The following is a 17,674-nucleotide window of genomic DNA, read 5'->3' on the forward strand; positions in this document are numbered from 1 at the left end:
CAACTTCGGCTCGAGCTTCTAGCCCTTCTTTGCCACCAGCTTGGCAATGCCGCGCCAGCCGAGCATGAGCAGCGCGGACATCACGGTGGCCACGATGATGAAGGACCAGTGCGGGATGGACTGGTTGCGGATCCCCCAAATGACCAGGCCGGTGATGACGGTGACCGGCCAAATGATGCCGCCTTTGTTATCGCGGGCGATGAGCCAGCCGAGCGTCACTCCGAGCGCGAATGGCCACAGCGTGGACAGCCAGCCGGTGAAGTTAAACGGCATCTCCTCGGTCTGGTGCGCGGCGCGCGCGAGCAGCGCAAACACCGCGATAGCGACGTAGTCAGCGGCGATGGCGTACGGCTTCGAAATCGTTTTCTTCATACCCGCCATGCTAGCGCCTCGCGGTACTGAAAACACCGCGCCTAGAATACCGAGTCGTTCCACCAGCGGCGCTCGGGCGTGCCGGAGCGGGAGCCTTCGCTATCCAGCTTGATGCCCATCACCTGGTGCAGCTCCACGATGTCGTGCTCGAAGCCCCACTCGGAGCCCGCCATGTACATGCCCCAGAGCTTGGCCGTGTTCAGCCCGACGAGCTCGACCGCCTCGTCCCAGTGTTCCTTAAGGTTCTCGCACCAATCGCGCAGCGTGCGCATGTAGTCGAAGCGGAGGTTCTCCTCGTGGACGACCTCAAACCCGTGGTCCTGCATCTTGCGCACGATAGTGCCGGAGCCGGTGAGCTCGCCGTCCGGGAAGATGTAGCGGCCGATGAAATCGTCCTTGTTCGTCTTGTGGTTGTCCGGGAACGTGATGCAGTGGTTGACCATCACGCCGCCCGGGCGCAGCTTGCTGGAGAGGAAGTCGAAGTAGGAGGCGTAGTTCTTTACCCCGATGTGCTCCATGAGCCCGATGGAGGAGACCGCGTCAAAGCCCGACTCGGAGACGTCGCGGTAGTCCAGGTGGCGCACCTCCGCGAGGTGCTCGAGCCCCTCCTCCTTGATCTTCGCCTGCGCCCATTCGGCCTGTTCCTTGGACAGGGTGACGCCGAGTGACTTCACGCCGCGCTTGGCGGCGTAGCGCACCATCGAGCCCCAGCCGCAGCCGATGTCCAGGTGGCGGTCGCCCGGCTTGAGGTGGAGCTTTTCAAAGACGAGGCGGAACTTGTTTTCCTGGGCCTCGTCCAGACTGGCGTCCTCGGTGGGGTAGTAGGCGCAGGTGTAGGCCATGGAGTCACCGAGGAACAGCTCGTAGAAGTCGTTGCCCACGTCGTAGTGGGAGGAGATGACCTTCGCGTCGCGCTCCTTGGAGTGGGGCGCGAGGCCCTCGCGAACGGTGCGCTCAAACCAGGAGGCCTGCTCCGCCTCTGGCACGGGCTGGATCTGGAACGCACCCATGCCGCGCAGGGAGCGCACGATGCGCCAGAGTTCCTTTGGGTTCGGGCGCTTGTAGTGGGCGTAGAGGTTGCGCAGCTTATCAAACACCGCGTATGGGTGGGCTAGGTGCTCGCCCTCGACCCCGAGTCCGCCGGTGACCCAGGCGCGCGCCAGGCCGACGTCGCCAGGTGCGGTGGCGATGTAGGACAGCCCCTCCGGGCTGTTCACGCGCACCGTGTGCTCCGCGCCCACCGGCCCTGTGGAGGACCCGTCGAATGCTTCCCAGCGGAACGGGTTGTACGTGGGGAACAGGGTATCCACGATGTCTGCCACGGTCATTGGTACGAACTTGCTCATGTGCTTTCTTCTCCTGTGCGCTATGCGTTGTTGACAGTTTTCTCAAACAGGCCCGGGAAGCGTCGGTCCGGGTCGTACGTGGCCTTCATCCGCTCTGGCAGGTCGCCGCCGTAGAGGCGTTCGAACTCGGGTCGGTCGTAGAAGGCCTCGGAGTAGAGCGACTTGTGGCCGCCCAGCTCGCTTACTTTGCGCTCGATCACCTTGTTAAAGGCGCCCGGCTCCTGGGCGGGCGAGACGTGGTCGGCGGGCACACCCGACCAGAACCCGACGTTGACCCAGGTTGTGCCCGGTTCGAGCGGGTAGAGCGGCCACGGGGCGTGCTCAGGCAGACCAAGCTGTGAGAGCGCAGCCGAGTCGCTGCGCAACCTGATGGGGCAGAGCCAGACGGGCTCGATCTCGCTGGCTTGGAAGAACCAGTCGAGGAACTCGGCGACATGTGCGTCGGTGACCTCGATGTCTTGCACGACGCGCTCGGTGCGCGGCAGGTTCTTGGGCTTTTTGAGGAAGCGGTATTCCAGATCGTACTTCTTGTCCAGCCCGACCAACTTCCAGTAGAAGGCGCTGCGTCGCAGCTCGCGGGGCCAGAACCGGCGCACCTTCGGGCGCTGCGTGCCAAAGGCGCGCGAGCACCAGAACCAGTCGGTGTCCCAGCGCCAGATGTAGTCGCGGATCGTGAGGAAGTCGTGCGTGATGCCCTCGGGGTGCTGTAGGGAGCGGTAAAAGATCGCGTCGCGCGTGTAGTCGGAGGCGCCCGGGGCGTCGTCGGCCTGGAAGGCGAGCACCAGGTACTGCTCTTCCGGGGAGAAGGCTACGCCGTCAAGCCCGTGCACCGTGCGGCCGTCCCACGATCCGGAGGCGGAGACGGCGCTGAGCGCTTCCTGGAAGTCACGCAGGGAGTGGAAGCGTGCGTGCTGCAGCTCCACGTATGGCGCGACGTACTCCAGCTCGATCTTCAGGCGCACCGCGTAGCCGAGGGAGCCGTACGAGTTGGGGAAGGCGCGGAAGAGGTCCACGTTCTCCTCGCGTGAGCAGCGCACAATGTCGCCGGTGCCGGTGAGCACGTCCATCTCGATGACAGACTCGTGTGGCAGGCCGTTGCGGAAGCTGGTGGACTCCACACCCATGCCGGAGACGGCGCCGCCGAGTGTGATGGTCTTCAGCTGGGGGATGACCAGGGGTGCGAGGTGGAAGGGCAGGGTGGCGTCGACAAGCTGCTCGTACGTGCACATCCCCTGGACATCCGCGGTTTTAGCAACCGGGTCGATGGCGATGACCCCGCCGAGGCCGCTGACATCGAGGCCAGCGCCGGGCTCGACGCGCTTGCGAAACAAATTCGACGTGCGCTTGGCCAGGCGGACGCGCTCGCCCGCGGGGACCTGCCGGAAGCTCGCCAGTAGGGTCTCCACGCCCTGGCTGTGCGCATGCCAGCCCACTGGAGTGACTCGTTCTCCGTCGACGCTGCGCACGCCAGCGAGGGACCTTGCGAGACCATCAGATACGCTCATGTGTCGTACGATAGACCCATCGTCTGGACTTCGCGCGGCGTTCCGAGCATGTAGCCACGACCGGCGTAGCAGACAATGTGAACGACCCAGCCGATCGCGGTGATGAGTACGAAGGAGATGATGCGGTAGATGAGGGTGGCGGCGGTGGCGTCGATAAGCGTCATGCCCGCTGCGACGAGCGAGGCGGCAGCGGCGGCCTCGACGGTGCCGACCCCTCCCGGGGTGACCTGGGCGGCGCCGGCGAGCTTGGTCATGATGAACGCGAGCGTGACCCCCATGAGGCTCGCCCGGTTGAGCTCCGCGTGGAGTCCGGGCGCGTCGCCGACGACGGACCAGACGCAGAAGTAGAAGACCACGACGTCCAAGAGCCGGTTGCACAGGGAGCAAAACGCGGAGGAGAAGAACTGGCCGATGGTCATGCGGATGTGGGAGACCTGCGTGATCACGTCGGCGACCTTGCCCCGCACGGAGCCGGGGAGGAAGCGGGTCCAGCGGATCAGCAGTGCCGGGTGGCGGGTGGCCCAGAACATGGCGACGATGACGAGGACGGTGAGCACGATCGACGTGCACAGAGTGGCCGCGGACAGGTCGGCGCCGAGGAAGAGGACGGCGGCGAGCCCGATCAGCGCCATCCACACCGTGGACAGCGCGCCGGAGATGACGAAGAACCAGCCGCACAGGCCGGGGGATGCGCCCCAGGAGCGCTGGACGCGGTAGGTCAACCACGCGGAGAGCGCGGGGCCGCCGGGCAGGGTGGTGGACCAGGCGTTGGAGCCGAGTGTGAGCGCCGTGGTGCGCGCCATGTCCGTGCGCTTGGCGTCGACGTTGAGCAGGATCTTCATCACCGCGGCCATGGCGACAATCGCGCCAAACGCGGCGACGACGGCGCCGGCGATCGGGCCGGGCGCGTGAGCGACGGCGCGGCGCAGGGCCCGCCACGAGTCCGCGAGGAAGTCGAGCTCCTCCCAGAACGCGGCGACGAGGAGTGCGAGCAAGACGACGGGCGCGAGCCAGCGCACCCACCGCAGTACCTGCGCGCGGCTACCGTTCGAGCTCACGCTTTTGGGTGTACTCGAGGGCCTTGCGCTCCTCCAGCTGGCGCATGAGCTCGCGGAACGGGACGAGTTCGTGGTTCTCTTCCACCGAGACGCCGGCGCGGCCCGGGTGGGTTTCCGGGTCGTCGGCGGGCTGCGCGGGTGCGGCAGGCGCGGGCTGGCTGCCCGCAGTGCCCGCGCTGCTCTCGTCGCCTTCACCGAGGGAGGCGTAGGCGCGCTTGACCCAGCGGGGTGCCCACCAGTTGTCGTCGCGAAGCAGGTGCATCACGGCGGGGACGAGCAGGAGGCGGATGATGGTGGCGTCGAGCGCCAGCGAGAAGATCATGCCGAAGGCGATGTACTTCATCATGACGATGTCGCTCATGGCAAAGGCGGCGGCGACCACGATCATGATGGCTGCGGCGGCGGTGATGATGCCGCCGGTGTGCGCCGTGCCCTCCTTGATCGCTTGGTCGGTGGACGCGCCGTTGTGGCGGGACTCCACCATGCGCGAGACCAAAAAGACCTCGTAGTCCGTGGAGAGTCCGTAGAGGATGGCCACGATGAGCACGAGCACCGGACTCATGAGTGGGCCCGCAGTGAAGTTGAGCAGGCTCGCGCCGTGGCCGCCGACGAAGACGGCAGTGAGGAAGCCCAGCGTGGCACCGATGCCCAGCACGTTCATGATCACGGCCTTGGCCGGCAGGATGAGCGAGCCGAAGAGGAGCGCCATGAGCAGGAAGGTCGCGGCGACCATGTACAGCGCCATCCACGGCAGGCGGTGGAGGAGCGCCTCGATGGACTCGACCTCCATCGCCGGTGTGCCCGAGACGTACGTCTGCACGCCGTCCGGGACGTCTAGGTCACGCAGCTGGTCCACGACCTCCTGGCCGCCGTTGCGGTCCGCCAGCGGGGCGGAGAGGATCGTGGTGCCGTCCTGGGTGGGGTGCGAGGGCTTCAGCGGTGAGGCCAGGCCGGAGACCTGGCGAGTCTGCATGACAATGTTGCCCAGCTGCTCGTTCGACGCCCCGGTCACCACCAGCTTCACCGGATCCGTGCGGAAGGCGGGGAACGCCTCGTTGAACTCGTCCTGGGCCTGGCGCGTTTCTTGTGTGGGCGGCAGGTAGGACTCGTTGATGCCGCCGAAGGTGATTCCGGCGCCGGGGGCGGTGATGAGGAACAGCAGGGCGGTGATGCCCACGACCACCTTCTTGGAGTTGCGCATGGCCCACGCCGGGATGCGGTACCAGACCGTATCCTCCAGGCGACGGGCCGTGCGGCTGGTGCGGCGCACCGACCACATGTCGATACGCTTGCCCAGCATGCCGAACAGCGCGGGCAGCACCGCCACCGAAATCACCGCGGCAAGGACGACCGCGCTGATCGCGCCGTAGGCCACGGACTTCAAAAACGCCTGCGGGAACATGAGCAGGCCGGACAGCGCCACGCCCACCATGAGTGCGGAGAAGAACACGGTCTTGCCCGCCGTCGTGGTGGTCACCGCCACCGCTTCTTCGACGTCCAGGCCGCGGTCGAGCTCCTCGCGGAAGCGGGAGACCATGAACAGGCCGTAGTCAATGGCCAGGCCCAGGCCCAGCAGCGTGATCACGGACTGGGAGAAGATGTTGACCTGCTGGAACTGCGCCAGGACGGACAGCAGCGAGAGGGAACCGAGGATAGACAGGATGCCCACGATCAGCGGCATCGCCGCGGCGACCACGCCGCCGAAGACGAAGAGCAGGATGACGGCCACAAAGATGAGGCCGACCTTCTCGGCGCGGGCGATGTCGTTGGCCATGCCGTCATCCAGTGCGTCGGCCACGGCGGTCGCGCCCGCGATCTGCACGGTCGCGTCGCCTGGCAGCTCGATGGCGCGCAGGTCCGGCTCGATCGCGCGGAAGTCCTTGAGCGTTTGCTCCCCATCACCTTTCAACCCGATCGCGGCGAACGCTTGGGTGCCGTCCGCGCTGATCTGCTGCTGGTTCGGCTTGGCAAAGTAGCTGGTGACGTGGTCGATGTGCGCCGCGTGCCTGTCCTGGATGGCGGCGATTTGGGTATTCGCGGCGTCGATAAGCGCCTTGTCCTGCACGCCTCCGGGGGCCGAGACGAGCACGATGACATCGCCGGCGTTGTCGCGGCCGAACGTGTCCTGCTCGATCTGCGCGGCGGCCGTGGATTCGGCGCCGGGGTCTTCCCAGCCCTCCTGCGAGAGGCGGTCGCCCAGCTTGGCGCCGAAGAGGACCTGCATCACCAGGATGATGGCAATGACCACCAGCGGGATGACCCGGCGGTGGCGGAAGGCGACGCGGCCCCACCTGTAAAACACGAGGGAGGCCTCCTTAGTCGCGGTTATGCAGCAGCGAGGACAGCGGGCGGAACGGCTGCATCCAGGCGCCGCCGTCCGGCAGGTGGTCCAGGTTGACGCGCGGTAGCGGCTCGCGGAACACACCCGGAATATCTTCCAGGTCCACAAAGTCCACCGCGTCAGAGTTCACGGCCCACGAGGCGTGCTCGTGGAATCCGAGCACCTGCACGGGGATGCCCTCTGCGGCGAGCTCCTCGATGCGCTCCTGGAAGTTCTGCCCGTCCGCGGAGGCGACCACGAGGCCGCGCAGGACACCCTCTTCGTAGCGGCGCTCGATGTGGTCCAGCATGTCCTGGTCCACGTCCGAATCCTCGTCCACCTTCGGCTTGGCAAAGACGGCGAAGCCGACGTTGCGCAGCGCCTCCACCCAGGGGCGCACCGCCTCGGTGTTGCCGGGGGAGACGTTGGTAAACACGGTGGCCTCGGGCTCGACCTGCGTGTCCGTCTCCGCGGAGCGCTCGTCCGCCTCGCCGACCAGCCAGCGGCCGATCGCGTCGAAGCGGGGACGGTAGGCGGCGGTGGGGCGGCTGCCCAGGATGGCGCCGAGCCCCATGTCCAGGTTCGGTGCGTCCCACACCAGCAGGTAGGACTCCGGCCCGGCCGGTGCGCCCTCGGTGTACGGGTGCGTCTTGTCCTGCAGAACCATTGGTTACTTCCTCTCCCAGAGGTACTCGCGGATCACGTGGTCCTTGTTCAGGCCCTTGCCCTCAAACTTAGTAATCACCTGGCGGTCCGTCAGCAGCGGGGCGTCCGGCCACGGCCAGCCCTTGTACTCCAGCAGCGGCTCCACGTCCACCAGCTCGTCGATCCACTCGGCGTAGTCGGCGTGGTCGGTGGCCACGTGCAGCACTCCGCCGGGCTTAAGGCGGGTGGCGATGAGGTTGAGCGTGCCCGATTGGATGATGCGCCGCTTGTGGTGGCGCGCTTTCGGCCACGGATCTGGGAAGAAGACGCGCACGCCGTCGAGCGATCCTTCGTCGAACATGCGGGCCAGCACCTCCACGCCGTCGCCGCGCACCATGCGGACGTTCTCAATCCCGCCGCGCACGACCGCGCCCAGGAGTTTCGCCAGGCCGGGCTTGTACAACTCCACCGCGATCACGTTGGTGTCCGCCTCCAGCGGCGCCATCGCGGCGGTGGAGGTGCCGGTGCCGGAGCCAATCTCCATGATCGTGGGGTGGCCCGCGCGCCCGAACCACTCGTCCACATCGATGTGCCCGTCCGTCTCGTTCGTGAGCACACGGCCGAGGCACGGCCAGTGCTCGTTGAACAGGGCCTCCTGGTTCTCAGTGAGCGTGCCGCGGCGGAAGGTCACCGAGCCGAGCCGCGGGTAGTCCAGCCCGGTGCCAAAGTCAGTTTGCAGCGGGCGCCCGGCGGGCAGCTCGCCAGTCCCCTCGCGGGGAGTTTGGGAAAAATCAGCGTTATTCATTGTGTTTATTGTCCACATGACGTGCGGTGACGCAAGTTTGTGAGGGGCTTTCGTGCGCTTATCGACGCCCCCCTTGCCACCCCATTCCAGGGGGAGGCGCCAGGCAGGTCGGGCAACGGTGTCCGTTTGACCCCCGCACGGTCCCCCGTTTGCCCAGTAAGCTGCGCAGTTCCGGGTTTGTTTTGCGGCGGTCGTATACCCCCAAATGGGGATGCGTTGGCCGCAAATTCGCACGCGAATGTATGGTGTGCGTCACTTCAGGGTGAAGCGTTCTACCTGGGAAAACGTGGATTTTATCCGGCGCGCCCGCGATTCAGATACGCTGGAAATCCCGAGGATATGTGCGGGGACGCAAAGCGGACGTGAACTATGAAGGAGAGCACATGACCACTGCAGTGAACCGTTTGGAGGGTACGGCTCCGACGGACAATGAAGCACTTATTGCCTGGGTAAACGAGTCGGTCGAGCTGTTCCAGCCCGACAAAGTGGTCTTCGCCGACGGCTCCCAGGAGGAGTGGGACCGCCTGGCCGCAGAGCTGGTTGAGAAGGGCACCCTGCTCAAGCTGAACGAGGAGAAGCGCCCGAACTCCTTCCTGGCTCGCTCCAACCCCTCTGACGTTGCCCGCGTGGAGTCCCGCACCTTTATCTCTACTGAGGAAGAGGAGGGCGCCGGCCCGACCAACAACTGGATGAAACCGGCCGCGCTGAAGGAAGAGATGACGGAACACTTTGCTGGTTCCATGAAGGGCCGCACCATGTACGTGGTGCCCTTCTGCATGGGCCCGATTAGTGATCCGGACCCGAAGCTCGGCGTCCAGCTCACCGACTCCGCCTACGTGGTCATGTCCATGCGCATCATGACCCGCATGGGTCAGGAGGCCCTGGACAAGATTGAGGGCGACAAGTTCGTCCACTGCCTCCACTCCGTCGGCGCTCCGCTCGAGCCGGGCCAGGAAGATGTTGCATGGCCGTGCAACGACACCAAGTACATCTCCCAGTTCCCTGAGACCAAGGAGATCTGGTCCTACGGTTCCGGCTACGGCGGCAACGCCATCCTGGCCAAGAAGTGCTACGCGCTGCGCATCGCTTCCGTGATGGCCAAGGAGGAGGGCTGGATGGCCGAGCACATGCTCATTCTCAAGCTCACCAGCCCGGAGGGCAAGAACTACCACGTCGCGGCAGCATTCCCGTCCGCCTGTGGCAAGACCAACCTGGCCATGCTCACCCCGACGCTGGAGGGCTGGACCTCCGAGGTCGTGGGCGACGACATTGCGTGGCTGCACCTCAAGGAGGACGGCCTGTACGCCGTGAACCCGGAGAACGGCTTCTTCGGCGTTGCGCCGGGCACAAACTACAAGTCCAACCCGAACGCGATGCGCTCTATGGAGCCGGGCAACACCCTGTTCACCAACGTTGCGCTCACTGATGACGGCGACGTGTGGTGGGAGGACATGGACGGCGAACCGCCGACCCACCTCATCGACTGGCGTGGCAACGACTGGACCCCGGATTCTGGCGAGAAGGCGGCGCACCCGAACTCCCGCTACTGCGTACCGATCAAGCAGTGCCCGACCGCTGCACCGGAGTTCGACGACTGGCGCGGTGTGAAGCTGGACGCAATCCTGTTCGGTGGCCGTCGCCCGGACACCGTCCCGCTGGTCACCCAGGCACTGAGCTGGGAGCACGGCACCCTCATCGGCGCGATGCTCTCCTCCGGCCAGACCGCTGCCTCTGCGGAAGCAAAGGTGGGTTCCCTGCGCCACGACCCGATGGCGATGCTGCCGTTTATCGGCTACAACGTGGGCGACTACTTCCAGAACTGGCTGGACATGGGCGAGCGCGGTGGCGACCGTCTGCCGTCCATCTTCCTGGTCAACTGGTTCCGTCGCGGCGAGGACGGTCGCTTCCTGTGGCCGGGCTTCGGTGAGAACTCCCGCGTGCTCAAGTGGGTCGTGGAGCGCATCGAGGGCAAGGTCGGGGCCGAGGAGACCCCGGTTGGCCACACCGCACGGGTGGAGGACCTGGACCTGACCGGCCTGGACACACCGGCCGAGGACGTCAAGGAGGCGCTCTACCCGGATCCGGAGCTGTGGGCTCACGACGTGGCGGACGGCCGCGATTACCTCGAGGGCCTCGGCTCCCGCGTACCGCAGGAACTGTTCGACCAGCTTGATCAGCTCTCCGAGCGCGTGAAGGCAGCGCGCTCCTAGTCTGCTGACGCAAAAGGCCCGCCTGTTTGAATGTGTGAACTGGCGGGCCTTTTGTTTTGCGAATTTTGCGGCGAGTGTTGCTAGCTTCGCTCTGTGCTGTATCCCGTGCTCTCAGAGGAGGACGGGGACTTTTCTTCGGGATGGTGATTTCCGCGGATGGGCTGTTCTGCATAGTTACTGTGGCAGTATTTAAGTTATGAAATCAGCCACGAGGGATACGGTAGTTGGTGCCCTAGGGGCAGCTCGGATGGCCCCGTATCTTTCTGCTGCGAAAGGCAACAAGAAAAGGGCTCTTGCGCTGTATCGATGGAGCGTTGAGTTGGGGGCATCGGTTCAAGAAACACTGGGCATTACTGAGGTACTTGTTCGCAACGCGATGAATGAGAAGTTGCAGGAGTGGAACCGTCGGGAAACCGGAAATCCTAGTTGGCTTCTCGACGCTCCGGCTTCCCCGCTGCGAGGCCTTACCCAAGGCAAGCGACGAGACGCGGTGAGACGAGCGGAGAAGTCTGCGAGGGATCGTTCAATGCATCATCCTCGCTATGGAGCTGAGATTACGCATGATGACGCTTTGGCGAACACCATGTTTGGGATGTGGAAAGACATCCTCCCCAACCATGCCCCTGATGCTGATCCGGAGAAGAGAGAGAACAGGAATCGTGTTCGGATGTGGGAAGAAGCACTAGAAGCGGCATTTCCGTATGCAGTAGATCCTGACGGGCACACGACGTACTGGAGAGTAGCCCACCTTCATCTGCTGCGTAATCGAGTGTCGCACATGGATAGTTTGCTCAATGTTGACGTTCTCGATGTGATCGGCGACGCGTTTTCGCTGGTAGGGAGTATAGACCCAGTTCTCGAGCAGTGGCTCACGGGCACGAGTACCGTCAAGAAAATTTACTCGGCCCGGCCTCAGTAGAAAAAGAGGAAAGGCCTACAGGCGCGAATTGTCCTGTAGACCTTTACTCACTCATAGCGAGGGACCTTGTCCTCACTTTCTTTACCCCATTCTACCCATGGAAAGGTTCAACGCAAGTTGCCCTAGACCGCAAACATCGCTCTGGTAGACGGTGTTTGCGGTCTAAAAGGGCGACTGATAGGAAAGCGCATGCGATCGTGGTGAGTCGCCACGTCGTGTTAGCAGATCCCGCAAATCCGGAAGTGGAATGGGGCAGCCGTTTCACGACGCTGCTTGTAAACTGTCCCGACGCTATTGCACAGTGATTTTGACAACTTGCGGTGCTTCGAAGCTCTTTACTATCGCGTGGCCTTCCAAACGCCCTTTACCGGAGGAAAGGGCATCAACACTGGGGCATGATGCGTCAATGCGTTCTTCGCCGGGCTTGAGTTCCCAGTAGTAGACGGAATTCTTGTCGGTGTAGTGCACCTTCTCCTGGCGCAGGCCTCCGAGTGCGCATACACCTGCTGTCTTTCCATCTACCGTGACGACTTGGATCACAGACTTCTCGCCGCGGGGCTCGACGGCTGGTGCTTTCGAGGAAGATTCCCCAACTGCGACAGCTGTCACAAGGGAAACCAGGGCAATTACGCTCGCCAGAAGCGCTCCCACCGTTTGTGGGGTGAAAGGAATCTGCTTCATTGCAGCTTGAAGTTGGGATGGGAGTTGCATTGCGGTCATTCTCTTTCAGGGAGATCATCAATACGGGCTGCTACTGTCGGCAACCTCTAGGCAAGTATGTATCACGCACCCCGTAATTGCAATGGAATCTGGCGAGCCTATCCCCGCAGCACAAGCACCAGGTTCGAAACCGCGAACTCTCGGAGGACGGGCACGCGCGAAAGCCACCATGCCCAATGCGGGTGGTAGCGCGGGAAGGCGGTGAGCAAGCGGCCGGTCGATTCCGCCCACTCGAGCCCTTCGCGGGCCGAGACCGCAAACAGGGAGGTCCCCCACACGTTCTTGGGCGGTCTTCCGTGTGTGCGCTCGTAGCGGCGGCGTGCGAATTCGCCACCGACGTAGTGCTCCCACAGCCCGGTCTCGTGGCCACCGAGGGGGCCCAGCCACACGGTGTAAGACAGTACGACCAGCCCGCCGGGTTTGACCACGCGCAGCATTTCCTCGCCCATGGCGCGCCAGTTGGGAATGTGTTCGGCCACGTTGGAGGAGTAGACGAGATCGAAGGTGTCGTCGGCAAAGGGCAGGTGCGCCCCGTCGCCGCGCACCGCGCCGAAGCCGGAAAGTCCTGCGGCGGAAAGCTCGGAGACGTCGGGTTCCATGCCGATGTAGAAAGTGTCCGAAAAAGCATCGGCGAAGTAGCCGGGGCCGCCGCCGACGTCCAACACAGCACGGCCGGTGAGGCCGGCTGGGCTGGGGGACGTGGTGTCCTGCCACAGGGCGTCGAGAAGCGAGCGGGTGTCGCGCGCCAAGCCGGAGTAGAACACGGCGGGGCGGAACTGCTCGTAGGCAAACGAGCGCAGAAGGCGCAGCGAACGTGTCAACGTGGCGAGGCGGCGGGTACGGTACATAGCAATGAAGATACTGCTGATGTGCTGGCGCGACTCCACCCACCCGCAGGGCGGCGGCAGCGAACGCTACCTGGAACGCGTTGGCGAGTACCTCGCGGCGCAGGGCCACGAGGTCATTTTTCGCACCTCGAGCCACACCGATGCGCCGCGACGCAGCACTCGTGCCGGCATTCGCTTCGAGCGCGCCGGCGGTAAGTACGGCGTGTACGTGCTGGCACCGCCATCCATCTGGCGCAACCGGCCGGACGTGATTGTGGATACGCAAAACGGGATCCCGTTTTTCGCGCGCATGTTCACGCGCCGCCCCGTCGTGCTGCTCACGCACCACTGCCATAAGGACCAGTGGCCGGTGGCGGGCCCGATCATCGGGAGGCTGGGCTGGTTTTTGGAGTCCAAGGTGGCGCCGCGGGTGTATCGGGGTGCGCGGTATGTGACGGTGAGCGAGGCGTCGAAAAGCGATCTGGTGGCGCTTGGCGTGCGCGAGCGTGACATTGCGATCGTGGAAAACGGCGTGGATCCGATCCCGGACGAGCTGCCCGTGGTGCCCGACGACGGCAAGGTGCACGTGGTCACCTTGTCGCGGCTGGTGCCGCACAAACGCATCGAGCACGCGATCGACGCGGTGGCTGGGCGCGACGACGTGGTGCTGGACATCCTCGGTTCCGGCTGGTGGGAGGACAAACTGCGCGAGTACGCGGCGGGGCGGGCGGAGATCCGCTTCCACGGCCACGTCAACGACGCCTACAAGCACGCGGTCCTCTCGCGGGCGGCGCTGCACCTCATGCCGAGCGCGAAGGAGGGGTGGGGTATCGCGGTCATCGAGGCCGCGCAGCACGGCGTGCCGACTGTCGGCTACCGCGGCGCCGGCGGCGTCAACGACTCCATCATCGACGGCGAAACCGGCCTGCTCGTCGATACAAAGGCCGAGTTTGTCCAGGCAGTGGAGCAATTGCTTCTCGACGCCCCACTGCGCCACCGCCTCGGCGCCGCCGCACAAGCGCGGGCGGAGAAGTACTCGTGGGCAGCAACGGGAGAGAAGTTCGCCGCGGTGCTGCGCGACGTGGTTGGCGCAGGCCGCTAGCTAGCGCAGCTCCGTGGACCAGTTCAGCTGCTGGATCTTCGTGTCCAGCTGGCGGTACTCCTTGGCAGCGCCGTCACCAACCCACTCGAGGCCACCGCCGCGATGATGGACCGCCTCGGCATCCTCCACATCTCCGACCGGATGGTCTGCCACATGTCCGGCGGCCAGCGCCAACTCGTCGGCGTCGCCCAGATGCTGGTACGCGAACCCCAACTCCTCCTTCTCGACGAACCCACCTCCGCCCTCGACCTCCACCATCAAGTAAGCCTGCTCATCATCATCCGCAACATCGTCGCCGAATCGGAACGCCAAGCCGTCGTCGCAATCCACGACCTTAACCTCGCCGCCCGCTACTGCGACGAACTCCTGGTAATGAAAGCCGGCCGCGTAATCACGCACGGTGAACCCCTCGACGTGCTCACCCCCGAACTCCTCCAAGACGTCTACGGCATCGAAGCCCGCGTCCTTTACGACCCAGTCTCAGGCGCGCCCGTCATCTGCCCTGCGTAGGGAAGGTAGTGGTTTGATCCGTCTTGGCGTGGAACTGTTCTGGGTAGGCATTCAACGAGAGTCACCGCAGGTGGGGTGCATATGTATTTTCGATGTCAGCCCCAAAGGTAAACTATGTCACATATCACAATATTGAAAAAGAGTAACGCTCGTGATGGTGTCAGTACTAATGTGTTTATCGCATACGAACGCAGCCTTCATCCCTACCTCAAGGAGCTGTCATGTATCTCAACTCCCATATCAGAAAGATCTTCAACCGGGCCACAGTCCTGGCATCATCGGCTTGTCTGGCCATGGCTGTGGCGCCAGTGGCAGTCCATGCTCAGGAATCATTCATCGGAGAAGAAGCTGATTCAACGGCAAGTCGGCCAGTGAAGTAAGGAGCGAATATGTCTGGCATACTATCTAAATTCGGCATAAACGTGGGGCTGAACGCACAAAATGTACATTTGACCGGCGCTATTTTAGCGGTGTTGGCGGTGGTGGGTAGTGCGGTAGGAATAGCCTCAGCCACCCCTGTCGGCGACGAACTCAGCAGCGCAATGGGGATCGTCCACAAAACGCGGCAACAACCCTCCGACGTGGAGGCGCGCAACGATCTCAAAAATGAGCGTCAAGTCAAATGGTCGGGCTACCAAGTAATCAGCCCCACACAAATACGCGTGTTCTTCCCCGCCGGAACCGAAACTTGCTACGGATACCGCGCAGAGACATCGGAAACCGCAACATCAGTAAAAGTTCGGGTGTACGAAGGGAATATTCCAGGATCGCCTGACGAGTGCATCCTGATCAGTTCCACTTCCTCCATGAAGGTGACGTTGCAGTCGCCACTAGGGGCCCGCTTGCTCCAGAACTGGTAGATCACACGCTTGTTGCGTGAGAGTTTTCCAGCGTAATTTGATCCGTGCCCTCATGGGCACGGGTCAAATTACGTGTGGAGCCCAATGAATTTCAGATTCACCTTGCGTACCCCACGCCGTCATTGACCTGTGTGGTCGGGCGGTTTTGTTCCGGTCGAGGTGTTTAAAGCGTGCGATGCTGGTCGCCGGAAATCGGCGGGGTCGGTTGAAAATGCGCGACCTGCATCGCTCGCTTCTAAGCGCACGCTTTAAACGGTTTTGAGGCGTGATGGTAGGCCGGGCGCACACCAAATTCCTGCATGAGGTTTGCGCGACCTGGGGTTTTGCAAACCCGCTCGCCGAAAACCTGGAATCTGGTGCGAAGAGGCGGTGGTCTTGGGAACTTTCTTCGTAGACAGCGGTCGCGACCTGGGGAAACGCCATGTCGGTCGACCGGAACCGGCCGAAGCCCCAAAATGGTTCCCGGGCGGGGGCAGCCAAACCTAGTCCGGCCAGGCGAGGCAGGCCACCGCGACGCACCCGGCCACGAGCATGAGGGCGGCGCCGCCGGCGTACCCGGCGGAAGGCCAGGGCGCGCAGGCCAGCCACAATCCCATGGCGGTGATGGCGCAGGCGGCAATGTATCGGCTGGCCAGGAGGGTAAAGCGGCGCACCGCCCAGACACCGATGGCGCTGACGATCCCGAGTGCCGGGCTGATGCACAGCGCGGCTGCCAGCGGCAAACCACAGCAACACCAGCGCGCTGACCAGGCTGAGCGTCGCCCCGCCGAACAGGCTGAGGCGGTAGGGGCGCTCGCCTGCGAAGGAGAACGTGAGGGTGCCGCCGTGGCCGGCGGGGATGCGGAAGGCGAGTTGGCCGGCGTCGATACGCTGGGGGTGAGCGGTTCGTTGTCGAGGCTGGCCTGCAGGCCTGGGTTAAACGCGTGGGTGGTGATGAGCAGGCGGTCCTGGTCGGCGGGCGCGAAGGTGGCGCCGCGGGTGTATCGGGGTGCGCGGTATGTGACGGTGAGCGAGGCGTCGAAAAGCGATCTGGTGGCGCTTGGCGTGCGCGAGCGTGACATTGCGATCGTGGAAAACGGCGTGGATCCGATCCCGGACGAGCTGCCCGTGGTGCCCGACGACGGCAAGGTGCACGTGGTCACCTTGTCGCGGCTGGTGCCGCACAAACGCATCGAGCACGCGATCGACGCGGTGGCTGGGCGCGACGACGTGGTGCTGGACATCCTCGGTTCCGGCTGGTGGGAGGACAAACTGCGCGAGTACGCGGCGGGGCGGGCGGAGATCCGCTTCCACGGCCACGTCAACGACGCCTACAAGCACGCGGTCCTCTCGCGGGCGGCGCTGCACCTCATGCCGAGCGCGAAGGAGGGGTGGGGTATCGCGGTCATCGAGGCCGCGCAGCACGGCGTGCCGACTGTCGGCTACCGCGGCGCCGGCGGCGTCAACGACTCCATCATCGACGGCGAAACCGGCCTGCTCGTCGATACAAAGGCCGAGTTTGTCCAGGCAGTGGAGCAATTGCTTCTCGACGCCCCACTGCGCCGCCGCCTCGGCGCCGCCGCACAAGCGCGGGCGGAGAAGTACTCGTGGGCAGCAACGGGAGAGAAGTTCGCCGCGGTGCTGCGCGACGTGGTTGGCGCAGGCCGCTAGCTAGCGCAGCTCCGTGGACCAGTTCAGCTGCTGGATCTTCGTGTCCAGCTGGCGGTACTCCTTGGCAGCGCCGTCGGACATCTTGCGCAGCGCGGCCGCATCCACGGTGGGCACGTAGCGCACCTCGGAACGCGAGTAGCGGTCGATCCGCGCCGTCGCCGAGTCCGCGACCGCGGAGTAGAAGCGGCCCGCGCGGACCAGCGCGTCGCGGCGCGCGATTGCGTCGGTCAGCGTGGCGTCGCCCTCGAAAGGCGTGACCGAGTTGGTGTGGTTGATGCGGCGCACCAACACCTCAATCTGTTCCAGCACGTGCGCTGCCTCTTTGAGCAGCTCGGCTGGGTCCTCGGCGGGCTCGTCGCCCTCCTGCACGCGCGCCTGCTCAACCAGGCGGGAGCGCAGCTCGTCTAGGCGGTGCTGCGCCTCGGCGCGTTGTGCGAGTGCCTCTGCAAGCAACATGGTGGCCCCTTTCCTTTTTACGTATGCGTCCCCGTATCCCAACCCTCACGGGTCCCGGGTGTGGCGGGAGTGCGTCTTCCAACACTGCGGTAATACTCAGTTATCTGTGCGTTCCCTGGTGGGGAGTGCTCGTGTGCTCGTTGCAGGCCGCGTCACAATGCAAGGGGTGGCCGTGCGGCAAAGGGCCTGATCAGAGTCCCAGCCATGCCCGGGCTGGGGCGGGTGAGTGTTCGCTAAGACGCACGCCGCGGCCCGGGGTTCCCGCTACCGACAGCATGGTGCAGGTAAGCATAGCAAAAACCGCAGCCCCCGGCCCGCGCTGTGCGGGGAGGGGACTGCGGTTGTGCTGTGCTTGCGGCTCGCGTACGC

At 64.3% G+C, this 17,674-nt stretch carries 17 protein-coding genes; 6 read left to right on the forward strand and 11 right to left on the reverse strand.

The window, feature by feature from the left end; all coding sequences use genetic code 11:
* Nucleotides 1–18 precede the first annotated feature (18 nt).
* The 7 genes from FPP74_RS08265 to trmB are packed head-to-tail and all read right to left on the reverse strand — an operon-like array spanning nucleotide 19 to nucleotide 8,051.
* Nucleotides 19–372, reverse strand: coding sequence for a DUF3054 domain-containing protein (locus tag FPP74_RS08265; RefSeq protein ID WP_233125517.1), 354 nt, complete (start codon nucleotides 370–372; stop codon nucleotides 19–21).
* Between the two features lie 41 nt (nucleotides 373–413).
* Complete coding sequence (locus tag FPP74_RS08270; RefSeq protein ID WP_144717900.1) at nucleotides 414–1,718, reverse strand: cyclopropane-fatty-acyl-phospholipid synthase family protein; 1,305 nt, start codon at nucleotides 1,716–1,718, stop codon at nucleotides 414–416.
* A gap of 20 nt (nucleotides 1,719–1,738) precedes the next feature.
* Nucleotides 1,739–3,223, reverse strand: a complete 1,485-nt coding sequence (locus FPP74_RS08275; RefSeq protein WP_144717902.1) for an FAD-binding oxidoreductase — start codon at nucleotides 3,221–3,223, stop codon at nucleotides 1,739–1,741.
* Nucleotides 3,220–4,281, reverse strand: a complete 1,062-nt coding sequence (locus tag FPP74_RS08280; RefSeq protein ID WP_144717904.1) for a YbhN family protein — start codon at nucleotides 4,279–4,281, stop codon at nucleotides 3,220–3,222. The genes FPP74_RS08275 and FPP74_RS08280 overlap by 4 nt, the downstream gene beginning before the upstream one ends.
* Complete coding sequence (locus FPP74_RS08285; protein ID WP_144717906.1) at nucleotides 4,265–6,583, reverse strand: MMPL family transporter; 2,319 nt, start codon at nucleotides 6,581–6,583, stop codon at nucleotides 4,265–4,267. Before FPP74_RS08285 ends, FPP74_RS08280 begins: the two co-directional genes overlap by 17 nt.
* Nucleotides 6,584–6,596: 13 nt before the next feature.
* A complete protein-coding gene (locus FPP74_RS08290; protein WP_144717908.1) occupies nucleotides 6,597–7,268 on the reverse strand; it encodes an NYN domain-containing protein in 672 nt (223 codons plus the stop codon).
* A 3-nt stretch (nucleotides 7,269–7,271) separates the two neighbouring features.
* On the reverse strand, nucleotides 7,272–8,051 hold the full coding sequence (gene trmB / locus FPP74_RS08295; protein WP_144717910.1) for a tRNA (guanosine(46)-N7)-methyltransferase TrmB: 780 nt from the start codon (nucleotides 8,049–8,051) through the stop codon (nucleotides 7,272–7,274).
* 383 nt (nucleotides 8,052–8,434) lie between these two features.
* Between trmB and FPP74_RS08300 the strand changes: the two genes are divergently transcribed.
* Both FPP74_RS08300 and FPP74_RS08305 read left to right on the forward strand, forming a co-directional pair.
* A complete protein-coding gene (locus tag FPP74_RS08300; RefSeq protein WP_144717912.1) occupies nucleotides 8,435–10,261 on the forward strand; it encodes a phosphoenolpyruvate carboxykinase (GTP) in 1,827 nt (608 codons plus the stop codon).
* A gap of 247 nt (nucleotides 10,262–10,508) precedes the next feature.
* Entirely contained in the window at nucleotides 10,509–11,180 is a 672-nt protein-coding gene (locus FPP74_RS08305; protein ID WP_095536026.1) for a hypothetical protein, read from the forward strand.
* A gap of 291 nt (nucleotides 11,181–11,471) precedes the next feature.
* On the opposite strand, the gene FPP74_RS08310 is transcribed toward FPP74_RS08305, so the two are convergent.
* Complete coding sequence (locus FPP74_RS08310) at nucleotides 11,472–11,891, reverse strand: hypothetical protein (RefSeq protein ID WP_133064763.1); 420 nt, start codon at nucleotides 11,889–11,891, stop codon at nucleotides 11,472–11,474.
* 107 nt (nucleotides 11,892–11,998) lie between these two features.
* Nucleotides 11,999–12,748, reverse strand: coding sequence for a class I SAM-dependent methyltransferase (locus tag FPP74_RS08315; RefSeq protein WP_095536027.1), 750 nt, complete (start codon nucleotides 12,746–12,748; stop codon nucleotides 11,999–12,001).
* 4 nt (nucleotides 12,749–12,752) lie between these two features.
* Between FPP74_RS08315 and FPP74_RS08320 the strand changes: the two genes are divergently transcribed.
* Nucleotides 12,753–13,829, forward strand: a complete 1,077-nt coding sequence (locus tag FPP74_RS08320) for a glycosyltransferase family 4 protein (protein WP_095536028.1) — start codon at nucleotides 12,753–12,755, stop codon at nucleotides 13,827–13,829.
* On the opposite strand, the gene FPP74_RS12420 is transcribed toward FPP74_RS08320, so the two are convergent.
* On the reverse strand, nucleotides 13,830–13,958 hold the full coding sequence (locus FPP74_RS12420; RefSeq protein WP_255456107.1) for a hypothetical protein: 129 nt from the start codon (nucleotides 13,956–13,958) through the stop codon (nucleotides 13,830–13,832). It lies immediately after the preceding gene.
* Nucleotides 13,959–13,982: 24 nt separating this feature from the next.
* Here FPP74_RS12420 and FPP74_RS08325 point away from each other — a divergent pair, with 24 nt between their 5' ends.
* From FPP74_RS08325 to FPP74_RS08335, 3 genes are all read left to right on the forward strand, one after another.
* Complete coding sequence (locus tag FPP74_RS08325; RefSeq protein WP_240511745.1) at nucleotides 13,983–14,339, forward strand: ABC transporter ATP-binding protein; 357 nt, start codon at nucleotides 13,983–13,985, stop codon at nucleotides 14,337–14,339.
* A 389-nt stretch (nucleotides 14,340–14,728) separates the two neighbouring features.
* Nucleotides 14,729–15,199 carry a hypothetical protein gene (locus FPP74_RS08330; RefSeq protein ID WP_133064764.1) on the forward strand — a complete coding sequence of 157 codons (471 nt, stop codon included), beginning with the start codon at nucleotides 14,729–14,731 and terminating at the stop codon, nucleotides 15,197–15,199.
* Nucleotides 15,200–15,802: 603 nt separating this feature from the next.
* On the forward strand, nucleotides 15,803–16,849 hold the full coding sequence (locus FPP74_RS08335) for a glycosyltransferase family 4 protein (RefSeq protein ID WP_255456108.1): 1,047 nt from the start codon (nucleotides 15,803–15,805) through the stop codon (nucleotides 16,847–16,849).
* On the opposite strand, the gene FPP74_RS08340 is transcribed toward FPP74_RS08335, so the two are convergent.
* Nucleotides 16,850–17,305 carry a DIP1984 family protein gene (locus FPP74_RS08340; protein WP_095275704.1) on the reverse strand — a complete coding sequence of 152 codons (456 nt, stop codon included), beginning with the start codon at nucleotides 17,303–17,305 and terminating at the stop codon, nucleotides 16,850–16,852.
* Nucleotides 17,306–17,674: the final 369 nt, after the last annotated feature.

Origin of the sequence: Corynebacterium sp. NML180780 (genome assembly GCF_007786415.1) — a bacterium.
GTDB classification, from domain to species: domain Bacteria; phylum Actinomycetota; class Actinomycetes; order Mycobacteriales; family Mycobacteriaceae; genus Corynebacterium; species Corynebacterium gottingense.

Bases quoted from the DNA above. Each gene is read 5' to 3' on its own strand.
- FPP74_RS08265 (WP_233125517.1), bottom strand. From the start codon at position 372: ATGAAGAAAACGATTTCGAAGCCGTACGCCATCGCCGCTGACTACGTC.
- FPP74_RS08270 (WP_144717900.1), bottom strand. From the start codon at position 1,718: ATGAGCAAGTTCGTACCAATGACCGTGGCAGACATCGTGGATACCCTG.
- FPP74_RS08275 (WP_144717902.1), bottom strand. From the start codon at position 3,223: ATGAGCGTATCTGATGGTCTCGCAAGGTCCCTCGCTGGCGTGCGCAGC.
- FPP74_RS08290 (WP_144717908.1), bottom strand. From the start codon at position 7,268: ATGGTTCTGCAGGACAAGACGCACCCGTACACCGAGGGCGCACCGGCC.
- trmB (WP_144717910.1), bottom strand. From the start codon at position 8,051: ATGAATAACGCTGATTTTTCCCAAACTCCCCGCGAGGGGACTGGCGAG.
- FPP74_RS08300 (WP_144717912.1), top strand. From the start codon at position 8,435: ATGACCACTGCAGTGAACCGTTTGGAGGGTACGGCTCCGACGGACAAT.
- FPP74_RS08305 (WP_095536026.1), top strand. From the start codon at position 10,509: ATGGCCCCGTATCTTTCTGCTGCGAAAGGCAACAAGAAAAGGGCTCTT.
- FPP74_RS08310 (WP_133064763.1), bottom strand. From the start codon at position 11,891: ATGCAACTCCCATCCCAACTTCAAGCTGCAATGAAGCAGATTCCTTTC.
- FPP74_RS08315 (WP_095536027.1), bottom strand. From the start codon at position 12,748: ATGTACCGTACCCGCCGCCTCGCCACGTTGACACGTTCGCTGCGCCTT.
- FPP74_RS08320 (WP_095536028.1), top strand. From the start codon at position 12,753: ATGAAGATACTGCTGATGTGCTGGCGCGACTCCACCCACCCGCAGGGC.
- FPP74_RS08325 (WP_240511745.1), top strand. From the start codon at position 13,983: ATGTCCGGCGGCCAGCGCCAACTCGTCGGCGTCGCCCAGATGCTGGTA.
- FPP74_RS08330 (WP_133064764.1), top strand. From the start codon at position 14,729: ATGTCTGGCATACTATCTAAATTCGGCATAAACGTGGGGCTGAACGCA.
- FPP74_RS08335 (WP_255456108.1), top strand. From the start codon at position 15,803: ATGGCGCAGGCGGCAATGTATCGGCTGGCCAGGAGGGTAAAGCGGCGC.
- FPP74_RS08340 (WP_095275704.1), bottom strand. From the start codon at position 17,305: ATGTTGCTTGCAGAGGCACTCGCACAACGCGCCGAGGCGCAGCACCGC.